At 67.4% G+C, this 16,755-nt stretch carries 15 protein-coding genes; 14 read left to right on the top strand and 1 reads right to left on the bottom strand.

What is annotated here, in order from left to right:
• Window positions 1-115 precede the first annotated feature (115 nt).
• The 6 genes from BJY18_RS09450 (at window position 116) to BJY18_RS09425 (ending at window position 8,925) form a co-directional block, all read left to right on the top strand.
• Window positions 116-385 (top strand): hypothetical protein, encoded by a 270-nt coding sequence (locus BJY18_RS09450; protein ID WP_184779492.1) that lies wholly within the window; start codon window positions 116-118, stop codon window positions 383-385.
• Entirely contained in the window at window positions 378-1,589 is a 1,212-nt protein-coding gene (locus BJY18_RS09445) for an aminotransferase-like domain-containing protein (protein WP_184779490.1), read from the top strand. Before BJY18_RS09450 ends, BJY18_RS09445 begins: the two co-directional genes overlap by 8 nt.
• A 40-nt stretch (window positions 1,590-1,629) precedes the next feature.
• Complete coding sequence (locus BJY18_RS09440) at window positions 1,630-2,496, top strand: hypothetical protein (protein ID WP_221457656.1); 867 nt, start codon at window positions 1,630-1,632, stop codon at window positions 2,494-2,496.
• A gap of 73 nt (window positions 2,497-2,569) precedes the next feature.
• The gene (locus tag BJY18_RS09435) at window positions 2,570-2,944 is read left to right on the top strand and encodes a nuclear transport factor 2 family protein (RefSeq protein WP_221457654.1); all 375 of its coding nucleotides are present in this window, start codon (window positions 2,570-2,572) and stop codon (window positions 2,942-2,944) included.
• A gap of 45 nt (window positions 2,945-2,989) precedes the next feature.
• Window positions 2,990-4,471: an aldehyde dehydrogenase family protein gene (locus tag BJY18_RS09430; protein WP_184779486.1), complete on the top strand. Its 1,482-nt coding sequence runs from the start codon at window positions 2,990-2,992 to the stop codon at window positions 4,469-4,471.
• A 1,544-nt stretch (window positions 4,472-6,015) separates the two neighbouring features.
• Window positions 6,016-8,925, top strand: a complete 2,910-nt coding sequence (locus BJY18_RS09425) for an AfsR/SARP family transcriptional regulator (protein WP_184779484.1) — start codon at window positions 6,016-6,018, stop codon at window positions 8,923-8,925.
• A gap of 22 nt (window positions 8,926-8,947) precedes the next feature.
• Here the strand turns inward: BJY18_RS09425 and BJY18_RS09420 are convergent, their stop codons facing one another.
• A complete protein-coding gene (locus tag BJY18_RS09420; protein ID WP_184779481.1) occupies window positions 8,948-9,160 on the bottom strand; it encodes a hypothetical protein in 213 nt (70 codons plus the stop codon).
• 220 nt (window positions 9,161-9,380) lie between these two features.
• On the opposite strand from BJY18_RS09420, the gene BJY18_RS09415 reads away from it, so the two are divergent.
• From BJY18_RS09415 to BJY18_RS09380, 8 genes are all read left to right on the top strand, one after another.
• Window positions 9,381-10,169, top strand: coding sequence for a class I SAM-dependent methyltransferase (locus tag BJY18_RS09415; protein WP_184779479.1), 789 nt, complete (start codon window positions 9,381-9,383; stop codon window positions 10,167-10,169).
• Between the two features lie 13 nt (window positions 10,170-10,182).
• Window positions 10,183-10,896 carry a 7-carboxy-7-deazaguanine synthase QueE gene (locus tag BJY18_RS09410; protein ID WP_184779477.1) on the top strand — a complete coding sequence of 238 codons (714 nt, stop codon included), beginning with the start codon at window positions 10,183-10,185 and terminating at the stop codon, window positions 10,894-10,896.
• Between the two features lie 37 nt (window positions 10,897-10,933).
• On the top strand, window positions 10,934-11,296 hold the full coding sequence (locus BJY18_RS09405) for a 6-pyruvoyl trahydropterin synthase family protein (protein WP_184779475.1): 363 nt from the start codon (window positions 10,934-10,936) through the stop codon (window positions 11,294-11,296).
• 85 nt (window positions 11,297-11,381) lie between these two features.
• Entirely contained in the window at window positions 11,382-11,924 is a 543-nt protein-coding gene (gene folE / locus BJY18_RS09400; protein ID WP_312873799.1) for a GTP cyclohydrolase I, read from the top strand.
• A gap of 50 nt (window positions 11,925-11,974) precedes the next feature.
• Window positions 11,975-12,961 carry an aspartyl/asparaginyl beta-hydroxylase domain-containing protein gene (locus BJY18_RS09395; protein WP_184779471.1) on the top strand — a complete coding sequence of 329 codons (987 nt, stop codon included), beginning with the start codon at window positions 11,975-11,977 and terminating at the stop codon, window positions 12,959-12,961.
• Window positions 12,962-13,064: 103 nt separating this feature from the next.
• A complete protein-coding gene (locus BJY18_RS09390) occupies window positions 13,065-13,754 on the top strand; it encodes a 7-cyano-7-deazaguanine synthase (protein ID WP_184779469.1) in 690 nt (229 codons plus the stop codon).
• Window positions 13,751-14,767 (top strand): isopenicillin N synthase family dioxygenase, encoded by a 1,017-nt coding sequence (locus tag BJY18_RS09385; protein ID WP_184779467.1) that lies wholly within the window; start codon window positions 13,751-13,753, stop codon window positions 14,765-14,767. Before BJY18_RS09390 ends, BJY18_RS09385 begins: the two co-directional genes overlap by 4 nt.
• Before the next feature lie 115 nt (window positions 14,768-14,882).
• Window positions 14,883-16,715: an AfsR/SARP family transcriptional regulator gene (locus BJY18_RS09380; RefSeq protein ID WP_184779465.1), complete on the top strand. Its 1,833-nt coding sequence runs from the start codon at window positions 14,883-14,885 to the stop codon at window positions 16,713-16,715.
• Window positions 16,716-16,755: the final 40 nt, after the last annotated feature.

The following is a 16,755-nucleotide window of genomic DNA, read 5'->3' as shown; positions in this document are numbered from 1 at the left end:
GAGACAGTGAAGTGACTCATCCGGCAGACGACTCCGGTGCACGGATCCGCGCCCGCCGCAACCTCGGCGGACAACCGGCACGGATCTCCGGTCGAGGCGGCTGGCGGGGCCGCTCATGAACGACGTCACCGTCCCCGGGTACCCAGCCGAGCGCGCTGTTTTCCCGGCACGGCTGGTGCCACTACCCGGCACCGCGATCGTCGCGCTCGGTCCGGCGGTCGCCGGACCGGACGCGGACCTGATGGGCAAGGGGTTCAGTGTCACCGGCGCCGGACTGCTGATCGTGCTCGCCGGGGCGGTAGCCGTACTACTCCCTATTCCCCGCCAGTTCAGGAAGACGGACCTGCGGACCGGCGGAGCGGCGCGGGAGGTGGCCGATGCCTGATCCTCGGGACTTCACCCCTTTGATCTCCCAGCGCACCAGGCGTGGCGCCTCCGACGCCATTCGCGACATCCTCGCCGCGGCCGCATCACCTGGTGTGCTGTCCCTGGCCGGCGGACTACCTGCCGCCGAGACGTTCCCACGCGCCGCGGTGCGCGACGCCGTCGATCGAACGCTGTCCCACTCGGGCACCGCCGCACTGCAGTACGCGCCGACCGAGGGCGTCGGCCGGATGCGAGAGTGCGCGGCGGAACTGGCCGGCCGCAGCGGTGCCCCCACCACCGCGGCCAACGTCCTGATCACCAGCGGCAGCCAGCAGGGCCTGTCACTCGTCGCGGGAGCCTTCATCGAGGAAGACGATGTGGTCGCGCTCGACGACCCCAGCTATCTCGGTGCCGTGCAGACGTTCCGGGCCGCGGGCGCCCGGCTGCTGCCTGTGCCCTGTGACCGCGACGGCATGGACACCGACGTCCTGGAAGCGCGGCTGGCGGCGGGCGTCCGCTGCAAGCTCGTTTACGTAGTACCGCACTTCCACAACCCCACCGGCGCGATGCTCAGTCCCGCGCGCCGCCGCCACCTCGCCGACCTCGCGGACCGGTACGGGTTCCTCATCGTGGAGGACGACCCCTACGCCGACCTCGCTTTCGACGGGATCCGCCACCCTTCTCTCGAGCTGTCCCACGCCGGCGTCATCCGCTTGATGAGCCTGTCCAAGACGCTGTGTCCCGGCTTCCGGGTCGCCGCACTGGTTGCCCCGGCGCGCTTGACGGCAGTCCTCGCCGGCGCCAAACAGCACACCGACCTGCAGACCAACACCTTCGGTCAGCACGTGGTGGCGGAACTCCTCGGCACACCGGGCTTCCTCGCCCCGCACCTGGCCGGCCTGCGTAGCTTCTACCGTGACCGGGCAAACCGGTTCGCGGAGGTACTCGCCGAACGGACGCCATGGCTGGAGTTCGAGAAACCGCGCGGCGGCCTCTTCGTCTGGTGCGCCTTGGCCGCCCCCAACGCCGACTCCGCGCGGCTCGCCCGGGCGGCCCTCGATGCCGGGGTCGCCGTCGTGCCGGGAGCACCGTTCTGCGTGGAGTCCGATGGAACGCGCCGACTGAGGCTTTCCTACGCCGCCCTTACCGCGGAACGGATGCGCGATGCGGCGGGACGACTCGACATCGCGTACGCCCGGACCCACCTGGTCCCCCAAGGATGAACTCCGCACTTCCGACTAAACCCTCCGAAGGGAGCACGACGTGACATTCACCGAAGAAGCCCTGACCACGGCCGGTCCCGTCACCGGCTGGAGCGGCGCTCCAGACTATTTCGCCATCCGTGAGTACTCCGGGTTCGACCCACACGCCGTCGTGGACGTACTACGCGGAAGGATCGCGGGTGCCATGTTCCGTGGCATGGTGGACCCGGAGACCTGCGGGACCCTCGCCGAACGGTTCTGGGCCAGCCCCCACCGCAGGACACGTGGCGTCGAGGCTCCCGGGCACTTCCTGGGCGCCTACCACTACCACAAGACCACGCGAACCTACCTGCAGGAGTCGGCCGAGGCCGCCGAGGCCGTCGACGCGGTCCTCGACGTTCCCGGCGACCCGATCAAGCGCTTCCACCAGGGACTGGCCGACGTCCTCGCCCCTGACGGAGTACACGTACGTCTCGCGCAGCACGACGGCGCGCAGGCCTGCCGGGGATTGCTGCGCTCCTGGCACGGACACGGCGAGTACGCCCTCGCCCCGCACGATGACCGGTCGCAGTGCACCGAGCCGCAGCAGGCGGACTTCGAGATCCAGCGGGTCGTCGACCACAACGTCGTGGCCCTGAACATCTGCCTGGAGAACGGCAACGGCGGGCGCCTCGCCTACTGGAACGTTCAGCCGGATGACGCTAGCAAGCTCCGTCTCGGCCTGCACCACACCGGCTCACCTTATCCGCTCGAGTCCCTCGACGGCGTCGAGATGGAGTGGCTCGAGGTCAACGCCGGCGACGTATACGTCTTCAACGGCGCCCATGTGCACGCCGTGGAGCCCAATACCGACCCGGAGCTGCGGCGCACGACCCTGGCGGCCATCTTCGGCTTCATCGACGACTCGACCGTCGTCTCATGGACGTAGGCACACAGTTCCATCCCGTTCCCGCCCTGCGACCACTCCGCAAGCTGTCCTACCCGATCGGAGAACCCGCACAGTGACCACCCTGATTCCGGCACCACGCACCGCGGAACGACTCGTCACGGACCTGTTCACGGTCATCGACGAACGGAGGTGGGACGAGCTGACCGACGTCTTCGCCCCCGGCTGCGTCTATGAGCGCCCCGGCTACGAACCACTTGCCGGCCTCGCCGACATCGAGCACTTCTACCGCCACATCCGTGTCATCTCGGTCGGCCGGCACCTCGTGGACCGGGTGGTCTCCGATCTCGGATCGGCGGCTTGCTGGGGCCGCTTCACCGGGGAGGACCGCTCCGGACGTTCCCTGGACGAAGGTTTCGCGGACACGTACCTGGTGCAGGACGGAAAGATCGTCCGCCGCACCACGTACTTCTTCCGTGCCGCGATCTGACCCGCTCGACCTGGCGGTTACCGCCCTGAACGAAGTGGATGGCCGATGAATGCTGCCTCGTTCGGCACAGCCGGCCTGACCGAGGTCACCGACCCCAGAACCGGGGAGCACCTCGGGCGGGTGTCCCTGCTGCCGCTCACCGCGGTCGAGCAGGTGGCGCGCACCGCCGCCGGGGCCTCTCCCGGCTGGGCTCGGACACCGACGGCCGAGCGGTGTGCCCGTGTCTTGACCATGGCCGACCGCCTGGAGAAGGAAGCCGGCGAGCTTGCGGCGGCGTTCAGCCGGGAACACGGAAAGACCGAGGCAGAGGCCGCCACCGAACTCGCCCGTGCCGTCGAGATGCTGCGCTGGAGCGCCGCGGCGGCACCGGAACTGTGCCGCGCATCCCCGCTTCCCGGCCGCGCGGGCGCAGAGCGCGAGGTCGTGGTCGAGCCCGGCGGCCCGGTTCTGGCGATCGTCCCGTGGAACTTCCCGGCGGTCGTCCTCGCCCGGAAGATCGGGCCGGCCTTGGTCATGGGCTGCAGCGTCGTCGTGAAGGCACCCGAAGAGACTCCCGCGATCGCGGCCGCGTTCGGCCGGGCCGTCACGGCGGCTGGACTGCCTCCGGGCACGGTCCAGATCGTGCACGCGAACCCCGTGGTGTCGAACGCCCTCGTCCAGCGTCCGGAGTTCACCACGGTGACCTTCACCGGCTCAACCCGCGTCGGGCGCGCGGTGGCGGCCGCGGCCGCCACTTCCCTTACCGCGTGCGTATTGGAACTCGGCGGCCACGCGCCTGCCATCGTGACCGCCGACGCCGACCTCGACGCCGCCGTGGCGGCTCTGGTTCCGGCGAAGTTCGGCTCGGCTGGGCAGAGTTGCGGGGCACCGAGCCGGTTCCTCGTGGACCGCAGGGTGCACGACGCCTTCGTGGAGAAGCTCATCCAGCACGCCCCGCTCTGCGACAACCAACGGATGCCTTCCGGTGCACTGGGCACGATGGGTCCCCTCAACAACGTCCGCCAGCGCCAGCGGGTCCACGCCCTGGTGGTCGACGCCGTGAGCCGCGGAGCCCTGGTGCGGCTCGGTGGGGTCGTCCCGGACGGGCCGGGCCACTATTACCCGGCCACGATCATCACGGACCTGTCTCAGGATGCCCGCGTGCTCGCGGACGAGCCGTTCGGGCCGATCGCGCCCGTGCTTGCCTACGACGACGAGGACACCGCCGTCGCCTGGGCGAACAGTACCGGCTACGCACTGTCGGCCTATGTTTTCGGGGACCCGTTGCGCACGGAACACGTCTGCCGCTCACTCAATGCGGGCAGCGTGTCGCTGAACTGTGCCGCAGGCGCGGCACCGGACGCTCCTTTGGGTGGTCGCGCGGCCAGCGGCTACGGCTATGAAGGAGGCGACCAAGGACTGCTGGCGTTCGGCCGGCTGAAGATCCGGCAACGGCTGGGGAGCGGCCGCGGCCCCTCGCAACACCGCACCGCGCCCGTGCGGTGCCCGGTCCCCGAGGCGTGCGCTCGGGCTTTGCGACAATCCTGACCGGTGTTGTGTTGTTCGTCTGGTTCGTTCGACGACGGACGAATTGACGTGAACGGGCTCGTAGGCTTTTCGAGAACGACAGGCGCGTGAGCGGCGGTAACCAGGGGCCGTGAGCTGCCGTGGTCACGGGCCAATGCCGGATAACCGCATTCCTGCCGAAACCGCATGAACCCGACAATCCGCGCGCCCGAAACCGGCAAGGCTCCGGTATTGCGGCGGGCGTCGCACTCGTGGCATGCGACCCACGGGGCGCAGCGTCTTCGCTGAGATTTTCTTCACCGGGAACTTGACATACACCGCCATGTCATCCCCGCGTGTTTCACGCCGTTCGGCACCGCGCGTCTTTCAAAGCCGGTCTTGATGAGATAGATCACTCGACAGGGAGCCGTCAGGCCCGGCGCTCACGCCAAAGGGGACTGGCGGTTTCAGGTCGTGGTGCAGATGCGCGCGCGAGACTGGCCGCTCGCCAGTCCCCGATTACCGCGGCGACCCGTGTTGCAGAGGGCGAATCCGTGGGCCGGTTTGATTCGGCCGAACCGCAGATCAGGCGGTAGGTGGCGGCTGCCGCGCGGTGGCGGAGGGCTCGTTCGTGCTGTCGGCTTCGGCGTGGACGACTCACGCGTCGCAGGGATCCACTCGTCCAGGTGGTTGTGCTCTGGTTCGCCGCAGCTCACGCCAGGCAGGTAGAACGGTCGTTCTTGACACTTGGGTGTTCACGTTGCTACCTTGAGTTGTGTATGGAGCGTCCACTCCAGGCGGGGAATGGTCTGGGGCTTGGCATGGTGGATCGTCCCCTGTGTCGAAGACGTTTCCGATGTCGTTTCAGTGTGATTTCAGCCGACCGGGGATGAGGGCATGACCGAAGGGCGCAGGGTGAGCAGTACCGCGGGGGTTTTCGGGCGCGGTGAGACGACTGTCTCGCGAACGACGTTCGGTGCCATGTGGCCGACGGGTCTTGATGGACGCCGGCGCGAGTGACGTCGGCGTGATCGCCGGTTCGAGCCGGCGTCAGGTCCGATCGGGGTGGATTGGCCGGGCCGGAGAGTCGTTCGCGGAGGTTCGCGGCGAGGCGGCCGTGACCATGGCGGCTTTCCCGCGAGCGGGACCAGTTGCAGCCGGGCATTGAAACGACTGCGAATTCGTCGCCGTGCGACGGCGGGGTGCTGTGCATGTCGAACAGGGTGCCCTGTGATGGTTCGTTGCGGGCGCTTTTTGGTTAGTTGTACCTATGCTGTTCGTCGGTTTTTTTACTGTTGGTCCACCGCCGCGGCTGCCGTTTCCTTTCGCGATATTGGTGAGTTCTTGTGCGCCGATGCGAATCAAACGAGCCGTTGCCGCCCATTCGGGTGAGGCGGCCTTTCGGTGCGCCTCGACCGGCATTTTCGGCTGAATGCTTCCGGACGTGTGTCCGATGGCCGGCAATGCGCGAAGTGGCGTCAGCAAGGGACCGGCGTCGTCAATCGGATGCGAACGTACTTTTACCGGTCGCGCACGGCGGTGCGTCAGGACTTGGTTCAGAGCTGGGGAGCTAAGGGGGAGTGGGTATGGCATTCTCGGCGGGCGATGAAAGCGATGGCGTCGTGGCGGCTTCGTTCCGGGTGCTGGGTCCGCTCGAGGTGAGTGGCGAGCAGGGTGCGGTGTCCGTCGCCCCCGGACGCCAGGAAATCGTTCTCGGTGCTCTGGTGCTTGAACTGAACCGGGTGGTGGAAACCAGCTACCTGGTGGATGTCATCTGGCCTGATGATCCGCCGAAGACCGCGCGTACCCAGGTGCAGATCTGCGTCTCCCGGCTGCGCAAGGCGCTGTCGGACGGGAAAGTCGACGCCTCCATCGAGACCCGCCCGCGCGGGTATTTCCTGAGAGCTCCGGAGGATGCGACCGACCTCGGTGTCTTCGGCCGTCTGGTGACGACCGCGGACGCCCTGGCCCGTGACGGCCGGAAAGCGGCCGCGGTCGCGGCGCTCCGCTCGGCGATCAGCCTGTGGCGGGGCCGGTGCTTGGCCGGTTTGCCCAGCGCGGTCCTGGCCGGTACGGCGGCGCAGTTGGACCAGAGTCGCCTGGAAGCGGTGGAGACCTGCCTCCGGTGGGAGCTGGAGCTGGGCCGCCATGAGCGACTGATCGGCGAACTGCAGCAGCTCGTCGCCCAGCAACCGTTGCGCGATCGGCCGCGGGGGTACCTCATGCTCGCCTTGTACCGTTCGGGTCGGCCGGCGGAAGCCCTGGACGTCTACCACCAAGGCCGCGCCCTGTCCGGCGAAAAGCTGGGCCTGGCCCCGGGGAAGGAGCTGCGCCGGCTCGCGCAAGCGATCTTGACCGACGACGCCGGTCTGGTGCCGGCCGAAGCGGACGAACCGTCTCCCGCCGAGGCGACGTCGCTGCCGGAGCCGGAGACCTGTGCCGCGGACGACCCCGTGATCACCCCAAGGCAGCTTCCGGCCGACATCGGCGACCTCGTGGCCGACGGCAGGATCGTCTCGGCGATCTCCGGTGCCGTCACCGAGGGGCCGGAAATGGGGCCGCCGAACATGGTCGTGCTGCTCGGTGGACCTGGTGTCGGCAAGAGCACGCTGGCCAGGCACGTGGCACACCGGCTCGCCGCCGAACACTTCCCGGACGGGCAGCTCTACTGCGTCCTCCGCGGACCGGGTGGTCAACCGGTGGACCCCGCGGCGGTGCTGGGGCGGTTCCTCCGAGCGTTGGGCGTGCCCGGACAGGCCATCCCGGACGCGCTCGACGAACGCGCGGAAATGTACCGCAGTCTGCTGGCCGATCGCCGGGTCCTCGTGGTGCTGGACGACGCGGTGGGCGAGTCGCAGCTGCGGGTCCTGCAACCCGGAGCCGGCCGCAGCGGCGTGCTGGTCACCAGCCGCGGCCAGCTCACGGGACTACCGGGCGCCCGGCGATTCGAGCTGGAGTCGCTGAGCCCGGAGCAGGGCATCCAGCTACTCGGACGGATCATCGGTGAACAGCGGGTGGAGTGTGAGCGGGAAGCGGCGCGGTCTCTCATCCGCCTGGTGGGCGGGCTGCCCCTCGCGCTGCGGATCATCGGTGCGCGCCTCGCCGCGCGTCCGCACCGGTCACTGACCACCATGTGGCACCGGCTCGAGGACGAGCAGCGTCGGCTGGACGAGCTGACCCACGGCGAGCTGTCGATCCGGGCGAGCCTGTCGGTCAGCTACTACGGACTGGCGAGGACCGACCGCCGGCTGTTGTGCATGATCAGCCTGGCCGAGGGGGCGGAAATTCCGAGCTGGCTCGGTGCCGCCTTGATCGACGACCGCACGCTCGATCCCGCCGACCTGCTGGAACCGCTCATCGAGATGCGACTCCTCGACACCGCGGCCATGGACCAGAACGGGGAGTTCCGATGTGGGCTGTCGGAGATCGTGCGGACGTTCGCCCAGGAACGGCTGCGGTCGGAGATCTCCGAAGCGGAACAAGTCGCGGCGGTACGTCGCATGGTGGGCGGCTGGATGGCACTCGTGGACCGGGCGCACCACGAGATCTACGGAGGCCCATTCACGATTGTGGCGGGCCGGGCCGAACGGTGGCAGCCGCCGGAGGTCGGCCTCCGGCAGTGCGTCCACGACCCGCTCGGGTGGTTGGAGACCGAGCAGGCCAATCTGGTGAACGCGGTCGAGCTGGCGGCCCGGTGCGGACTGGACGAGCTGTGCTGGCAACTCGCCACGGCTCTGGTAACTCTGTTCGAGGCCCGTGGCTACCCCGAACTGTGGGAGCGAACCCACCAAGTCGCGCTGGCCGCGGCACAGGAGGCAGGCAACGAACGAGGCCGGGCGGCGATACTCGCCTCGTTGGGAACCCTGCACTTGTACCGGGGCGAGTACGAAATGGCGCGTCCCTACCTCGGCACCGCGTTGGAAATCTTCGAGAGGCTGCGGGAGCCGACTGGTCAAGCGCTGTGCCTACGTGACCTGGCGTGCATCGAGCGCCACCACGGCGACGACGATCGGGCGCTGGTCCTCTACGAAAGCGCCGAGCGGAACTTCGTGCAGGCGCGGGACGTCGTCGGGCGGGCATACGTGCTGGGTGAAATGGCGCACATCACGATGCGGCGAGCGGACTTCGTGCCGACCCAGCGGTACCTCGACGAGGCTCTCGGGATCTGCCGGTCCGCCGGCTTCGAGCGCGGCCAGGCCCTGGTCCTGCGGCGGCAGGGCCAAATGATGATCCACCAGCAGCGGTACGAGGCTGCGGAGCGGACCCTGCTCGAGGTCCTCGCCATGGTTGGGGCGTACGGAGACCTGGTCGGGGAGGGGTACGTCCTGCACGATCTCGGCCGGGTGAACGCGTGTTTGCACCGGGTGGAGCGCGCCGTCGATTACTACTCGCAGTCTGCCAGGGTTCGAGAACGAATCCTGGACCACCGCGGGGCGGCCGCGGCACGTGCTGACATCGTTGTAATCCTGGGGCGGCCCATGAAGTCGGCCGGCTGACGCCGCGGGCGTGATCCGGCCGTCACGTCCAGGGCGTGTTCAGGACGCACGCTTCGCCGGTGCACGACACGGCCGCTTGGTGCTGCACCGCCTCAGGCTGCCGCGTGTTCACCCCGAAAATCAGCACGAATGCGGCAACGGCGGCGCACATCAGGTTATTGGCGGCCATATGGTGCTGCCCTCCTCTTGGTGAAGTAATCTTCACGACTCCGCTGGTGGATCCAGTGTCATCCATGCGCCCATCTTGGCCGTATTTCTGGCCTATCGTCACTCTATCCCGGGCTGTCCTCGCTGCGGATGCGTACGTGATGCCGGGCCGATAAGGCAACTCTGGAGACTGGTTCAGGTGAGCTCGCATCCCCTTGCGGGGTAGGGCGCGGGTGACCGAGCAGAGAGCTTGGTGACGCCGGCGGGGAAGACCTTGCCGGGAAGTCCCATGGAAAGGTGAGCGACCGATGGCGATGGACATGGACGCGGAGTTCTACTCCCGGGTTGCCGATCGGTTCGGTGGCTATTTCAGCGATGCACGGAGTACCGACGTATTTGTCGACGGTCGCCCGGAGGACCTCTTCGACGAATGGGTGATCGCGCTGGGAGGTGCGCGGGCCAGGCTGCTGGACGTCGGCTGTGCCGACGGGCGCAGTCTGCTGCGCACATCACTTGTGTATGAGGCGGTAAAGGGGATCGACCTGTCGTCCTCGATGCTTGAGAGCGCCGTCCGCAACCGGGACGCGGTGAGCGCGTCGAACGTCACGTTCGAACTGTGCGATGCCGCCGAAACCGGATTTCCCGACGACCACTTGGACGTGGTCACCTCGCGTCGCGGACCGCTGTTCCTCGACGAGTTCAAGCGGGTGCTCCGCCCAGGTGGAACTCTTGTGTACATGGGGATCGGGGAGCAAGATGCGCGCGAGCTGAAGGAGGAGTTCGAACGTGGGCAGAACTTCGGCAGTTGGAATGACGGGCCCCTCGCCGGCGAAGTTGCCCGTGACATGTCCAAGTCTGGTTTCTTGGTGACCAAGAAGCGGGAGTTTCGATTCGAGGAATTTTATCACTCGGCGGGCGATCTGGATACATTCCTTCATGCTGTTCCCATTCTTGACGACTACGACTCGATGGCTGACAAGAGTGCGTTCGATCGGTATGTCGCCGCCGCGGCCGAAGCGGCGGGTGTCCGGTTGAGCCGCCATTGGTTCATCGTGCAAGCGCAGAAGCCAATGACCGCTGGCACGTCCCATTCATAGGAAGCGGTGTGTCATGGAGCAGGGGCTGGTAGTCAACGAAATTTTCGGTCCGACCGTACAGGGCGAAGGCCGGTCGCTCGGGCGCCGATGCGCCTTCCTTCGGCTTGGCGGGTGCAACCTGTCGTGCTCGTGGTGTGATACGCCCTATACGTGGGACTGGACCGGAGCTGGTGAGAGTGGCGTCGCCCACGATCCACGCAAGGAACTGCACCGGCGCTCGGTCGATGATGTCGTCGCGGAGCTGCTCGAATTCGGAACCGATCTGATCGTGATCTCCGGCGGGGAGCCCTTGGGGCAGCAGAAGCGGCTGATTCCCCTAGTGGTGGAATTGACCGGCCGCGGCCTGGAGATCGAGATCGAGACCAATGGGACGCACCCGGCCGCGCCCGAACTCGCCGCCGCCGGTGTCAGGTTCAACGTCTCGCCGAAGCTGTCCCACTCGGGCGACAGCCGGCGGCGCAGGATCGTCCCCAATGCGCTCGTCAACCTGGCGCAACTGCCTGGTAGCACCTTCAAATTCGTCTGTCGGAACACCGGTGATCTCGATGAGGTGGCGGAGCTGGTTTCCACCTTCAACCTCTCCTCGGTGTGGATCATGCCGATCGGGCGCACCGCCGACGACGTCACCAAGCACATGAGCGAGCTGGCGGACGCGGTCGTCGAGCGCGGCTGGAATCTGACGACCAGGCTGCACACATTGTTGTGGGGCGACAAGCGGGCAGTATGAGAAACGCTGCGCACGAAGGATTAGGGAGCTTGGATCGATGGGGTTCAAAATCACGAAGAAGTTCGAGTTCTCGGCCAGTCACCAGCTGGCCGACCTGCCGGCCGAGCATCAGTGTGCCCGAATGCACGGGCACAATTATGTAGTCGAACTCGAGCTCGGAGCCGAGGACGCCGACTTGTTGCCGGTTGGCTTCATTCGAGACTATGGAGAGTTGTCGACATTCAAGGACTGGATCGACAAGAATCTTGATCATCGGCATCTCAATGATGTGATGGACGTGAATCCAACTGCCGAGAACATGGCGGCCTGGGTCTACCGGACATGGTTGTTGGAGTATCCCGAGCTGACTTGTGTTCGCGTCTCGGAAACTCCCAAGACCTGGGCAGAGTACCGGGCGTAAGCCCGGTGACTTCGAATCTTGCGAGAAAGGTGATCGCATGTCGATAACAGAATTAGGGCTGGACGACGACCCGATGGTTTCGAAGGTGACCGAAGATCCGTTGGTCGACATCGCCCGCCGGCTCTTGGAGGAGATCGGTGAGGATCCCACTCGCGACGGACTCCGCGACACGCCCAAGCGGTTCGCCCGCTGGTGGCGGGAGTTCATCGACTATGAGCCGGGTTCGCTGGACACGCTTTTCGAGTCGATCGGCACCAGTCAGCTCGTAGTCGTCTCGGATATCCAGGTCTGGTCACTGTGTGAGCACCACCTGCTGCCCTTCAAATGCGCCGTGACGATCGCATATCGTCCAGGGGAGAAACTGCTCGGCCTGTCCAAGTTCGCCAGGGTCGCCCATCAGTGCGCGCACCGGCTGCAAGTCCAGGAGCGCCTCGTGGACCAAATCGCGCTGGAGATCAGCACGCTGAGCGGTACCGCGGACGTCGCGGTCATAGCGAAGGGCGAGCACCTTTGCATGACGATGCGGGGCGTCAAAGCCGCGGCGCAGATGACCTCCACCGCGTATCGCGGGGATTTCGGCACGGATCCGAAGCTCCGGGGAGAGCTGTTCGACCTGCTCCGGGCCTGACGAGTCAGGCTGGATCACCGTTCCGATCCAGCCTGCGGGAAAGGACGACGATGAACGAAAACCATTCTTCGACGCCGGCGGGAGCGGCCCGTCTGCTCCCCACACTGGACGCCGGCCGGCTGCTGGCAGACCTCATGACCGCGCGCGACCACCTGTGGGATGAGCAGAGCGCGTACGCGAACGGCCAGGTGACCAGGTGGGAGGAGCCGCAGGACTGGCGCTGCCTCCCGGTGCGCAGCCCCGGGGGTGACAAGACCCGTACCGACGCGGGCGGCCCCGGCGGCGCGGAATTCGCCGACACCGAGTGGCTGGACCACATGCCCTACGTGGAGGAGGTCCTGCGGTCGATTCCCGGGCCGCTCCACGCGGCGAGGTTCATGGATCTGGGACCCGGAGTCGTCGGATATCCCCACAACGATGCCAAGTTCGCCCCGGACTGGGGGGTGGCCCGGCTGCACATGCCGGTCATCACCCACGAGGAAGCATCGCTGGAGCTCGACGGAGAGGTCCACCGCTGGCAACCCGGCGAGTTCTGGTTCGGCGACTTCAGCCGCAAGCACCACATCCAGAACCTCGGCACCGAGCATCGCGTCCATCTTGTCGTGGACGTGCTGGTCACTCCGGCTCTCGCGCAGCTGTTCCCGGCGGACTGGGCCGGCTACTTCGACGGCCCGGAAGTGCTCTACAACCGGCCCGCCGCCGCCGCTACCACGGACTCGGAGCGGGAAGGCGCGCGATGTTCGTTCGAGGCGCCGGCGCACCTGCTGGAGACCGAGGTGTTCGGGTCGCTCGACGGTCCGCAGCCCCTGGCGGAGTTCAGCATCGTCGACACCGGTACGGAGCTCGCCATCCGATCTCCCCATGGCCACCCGTTCCCGCTGGCGGCCCTTGGCGGAAACGAGTACCGCTTGGTCGGGTGGAGTGAGGAGCGAACTCTCACCATCAGGCTGGACGCTCCACGGCCCGAAGTCGATCTCACCTACCGCAAGGGCCGCCGTTCGACGCGGCTGAGCGTTCCGGCCACACCGGGGGTCTGACGGAGATCCACGCGTCGCCAACGCTTCGGCTCCTGTGCAAGCCGCAAGGCTGCTTTGGCCCCACCGGCCGACCCGTCGACTTCTATGCGCCGAAAGGCAGAACATGCGCAAAACCGTCGCAATTGTTTCCGGTGGCCTGGACTCGGTCACCATGGCGCACCACCTCCGAGCCCAAGGACACGCACTTCGGTTGTTGTCCGTGGACTACGGGCAACGCAACCTGGTGGAACACAAGTTCGCCGCGAGGGCGGCGAGAACGCTCGGGGTGCCGCACGACATCGTCGATCTGCGCTCGGTCGGCATGCTCATGCACGGCTCCTCACTCACCGACCTGACGGTCGAGGTGCCGAATCGTAAGCCGGAATCACCCGGGCAGAGCCCGAACGTCGTACCCAACCGCAATGCCGTTCTCCTTTCTGTCGCCTTCGCGGTCGCTGTCGCCGAGGAGGCGACCGCGGTGGCCATCGGGGTGATCGACGACCCGCAAGCCGCACCCGACAGCAACGTCGCCTTTCTCGAGGCTTTCCTTGCCATGGAGAAGGTCGCGACCCACGGGTACGCGCACCCCGAGCTGACGTTGACCGCGCCACTGGCTGGGCTGCGCAAGAGTGACGTGGTATCGCTCGGCGAGCGGCTCGGCGTTCCCTGGACCGAGACCTGGACCTGCATGCGCGGCGGCCCGCTGCACTGCGGAGAGTGCGCATCCTGCTGGGATCGGCAGGAAGCGTTCCAAGGTGCCGGTGTGACCGACCCTACGGCCTACCAGACCAGTGCATCGAAGGAGCTGTTGTGACCGAAGACTTCCCCGTGCTCGACCTTCGCGACGCCGCCGGTTCGGCAGGATCCAAGGCGGAGTTCCTGCACCGGCTGCGCGCGGCCATCCATGAGATCGGCTTCTTCCAGCTCGTCGGCCACGGTGTCGAGGACAGCGAAGACATGCTCGAGCTGAGCCGCCGCTTCTTCGCCCTGCCGGAGGGCGATCGGCTCGCGCTGAACATCCTCGACTCGCCACTGTTCCGCGGCTACTCCGAACTCGGCCGCGAACACACCAAGGGTGTTCCGGACCAGCGCCGGCAGCTCGACATCGGGCCGGAGCAGCCCGCGCGGAGTTTCGAGCCCGGCGATCCCGCCTATCAGTGCCTGGTCGGGCCGAACAAGTGGCCTTCGGCGATGCCTGAACTGCGTCCGGCCATCGAGTCCTGGATCGCCCGGCTGACCGATCTTTCGCACCGCTTGCTACGGCTCATGCTCGAGGCGCTCGAGGCACCGGCGGACTTCCTGGACGGTGTGGTCGATCCGGACCCGCAGATCCACCTCAAACTCCTGCACTACCCGGGTCCCACGCAGACCGGCGAGGACGACGGCTCCGGGCAGGGAACCGGTGCCCACAACGATCTCGGACTGCTCACCCTGCTCGTCCAGGACAGCAATGGTGGCCTTCAAGTCGCGGTCGAGGACGACCGGTTCATCGACGTGCCGGTGATTCCGGGGGCGTTCGTGGTCAACCTGGGAGAGCTGCTGGAGGTAGCGACAAGGGGGTACGTGCGCGCCACGCTCCATCGGGTGGTCCGGCCCGGCACGGGCGTCAACCGCTACTCCATTCCCTTCTTCTACAACCCTCGCCTGGATGCCACGATGCCGCCACTGCCCGGCCCCTACGTCGAGAGTGCCGGTGGAGTCACCGATGTTGCCGGCAACCCGTTGTTCGCCCTCTACGGCGACAACGTCATGAAAGGCGTGATCCGCTCGTTCCCCGAAAACGTCGCCCGGCATCACCCGCACCTGGCCGCGGCGAAAACGGGGTGAGAAATTCCGGACCCGTCTGTGCCGGGCGCGTTCTCACCGCCCGGTCCAGGCGGCCGCGCGGCGCGTCGCCGGCCGGTCGAACGGAACCGGACGAACACGAGGCAAGGCGAATTGCATGCGAATCAACCTTCTCGGGCCGCTCGAGGCCCACCGGGACGACCACCGCGCCAACCTGGCGCCTGCCGCCCAGAAAGTACGCCAGACCTTGGCGATGCTCGTGCTCAACGCGGGCCGGGTGGTGTCCCTCGAGCAACTCATGGACGAGCTGTGGAACGACGATCCGACCGCCAGTGCGCACACCGCGGTGCAGACGTATGTGTACCAGCTCCGGAAGCGGTTTTCCCTCGGCAATCCGAGGAGCGCCGGCGCGGTGCGGGCCGACGAAGTGCTGCTGGCCACGGTCGACGGTGGCTATCAGCTGTCGCTGCCCGCGGACCACGTTGACGTCTTCCGGTTCGAGCCGCTGCTCGCCCGTGCCGGAGCGGAGTTCCGTGACGAGGATTTCGCCCGAGCCCGTGACACGGCTGCTGCGGCCCTGCGGCTCTGGCGGGACGACGTACTGGTGGACGTGCGCAAAGGACCCAGGTTGGCGGCTGAGGCGGCCAGACTGCAGGGGTTGCGTACCAGCGCACACCACTTGCGGATCGAATCGGACCTGCACCTCGGCCGGCACCACGAGGTGCTCGGCGAACTCACCTCCATGGCCCGGCGGGAACCGACAGACGAGCGGGCCCAGGGCAACTTGATGATCGCGCTTTATCGCATCGACCGGCGGGCGGAAGCGCTGGAAGTCTACCGCCGGGCTCACGAGCGGATCGCCGCGGAGCTGGGTCTCGACCCCTCGGCCCGGCTTCAGGCCCTGCACAAGGCCGTGCTCACCTCGGATGAGGCACTGCTGCGTCCCGGCGAGCGGAAAACGGCCGGGCCCGCTGCGATCCGCGTGCCCTGCCATCCGCCTGCCCCGCGCGAGCGTCTGACCGGACGCGCCGGCCAGCTGACGCGCCTCACTGCGGCGTTGACCGGCCGGGAGCGAACCGGCCGGCCGGTCGTGATCGTGGAGGGCGCCCCGAGCACCGGGAAGACCGAGCTGTGCCTGCACGCCGCGCACCAGGTGAGCGGTTGGTATCCGGATGGGCAGCTTTACGCGCGTCTGCGAGACGACGCGGGCCGGCGGGTGCGGTCCTCCGAGATCCTTCGTTCGTTCCTGCGCGGGTTGGGTGCGACAGGGGAGCAGCTGCGGCTGGGCTCGGCCGATCTGAGTCTGTTGTTCCGCAGCTGGACTGCCGATCTCCGCGTCCTGGTAGTACTCGACGATGTGTGCGACGAGGGTGACCTGACGCCGCTACTGCCATCGGGCACGGGCTGCGGGGTGGTGATCGGCAGCCGCCGGCGGCTGTTCGTGTCCTCGTCGGCGTTCCACCTCGAACTGGCCGGACTGCCCTTTCCCGACTGCCTGCAACTGCTGGCGTCTTGCCTGCCCGGGCACCGCATCGCGACGGACCAGGAAGGACTGCGCCGGCTGGTTCGCTTGTGCCGGGGGCTGCCGGGCGCGCTCCTGGCCGTCGCGGCGCAGTTGCGCCGGCGTCCACACTGGACGGCCCAGCAAGCCGCGGCTTGGCTACTCGCCGCGGAGGGCGCGGACGGCGACCCGTTGGGCGTACGCGCCGCATTCGAGCGGACGCTCGCGACACTGCCCGCCGAATCGCTGGCCCTGGCGTACGAGCTGCTCGGCCGCGGAGTTCCCGATCAGGTCACGCCGGCGTCGGTCGCGGCGTCCCTGCGGATCAGCGACCAGGACGCCGAGGACCTGCTGGAGGAGCTGGGAGAGCGCTACCTGGTGCGCGCGCGGCTCCCCGATGCGGACAGCCGGTTCGCTTATGAATGGGAGCCTGGCGTACGCCCGTTCGCGACGCCGCCGAGCGGCGTGCCGATCCGGCGCTCGGCCTGATGGCACCACCTTTCCCGGACTTGCCCGCATCGCCGATTCT

Origin of the sequence: Amycolatopsis jiangsuensis (genome assembly GCF_014204865.1) — a bacterium.
Taxonomy (GTDB): domain Bacteria; phylum Actinomycetota; class Actinomycetes; order Mycobacteriales; family Pseudonocardiaceae; genus Amycolatopsis; species Amycolatopsis jiangsuensis.
Note: the sequence above shows the minus strand (reverse complement) of the source record. Positions and strands in the feature narration are given on the sequence as shown.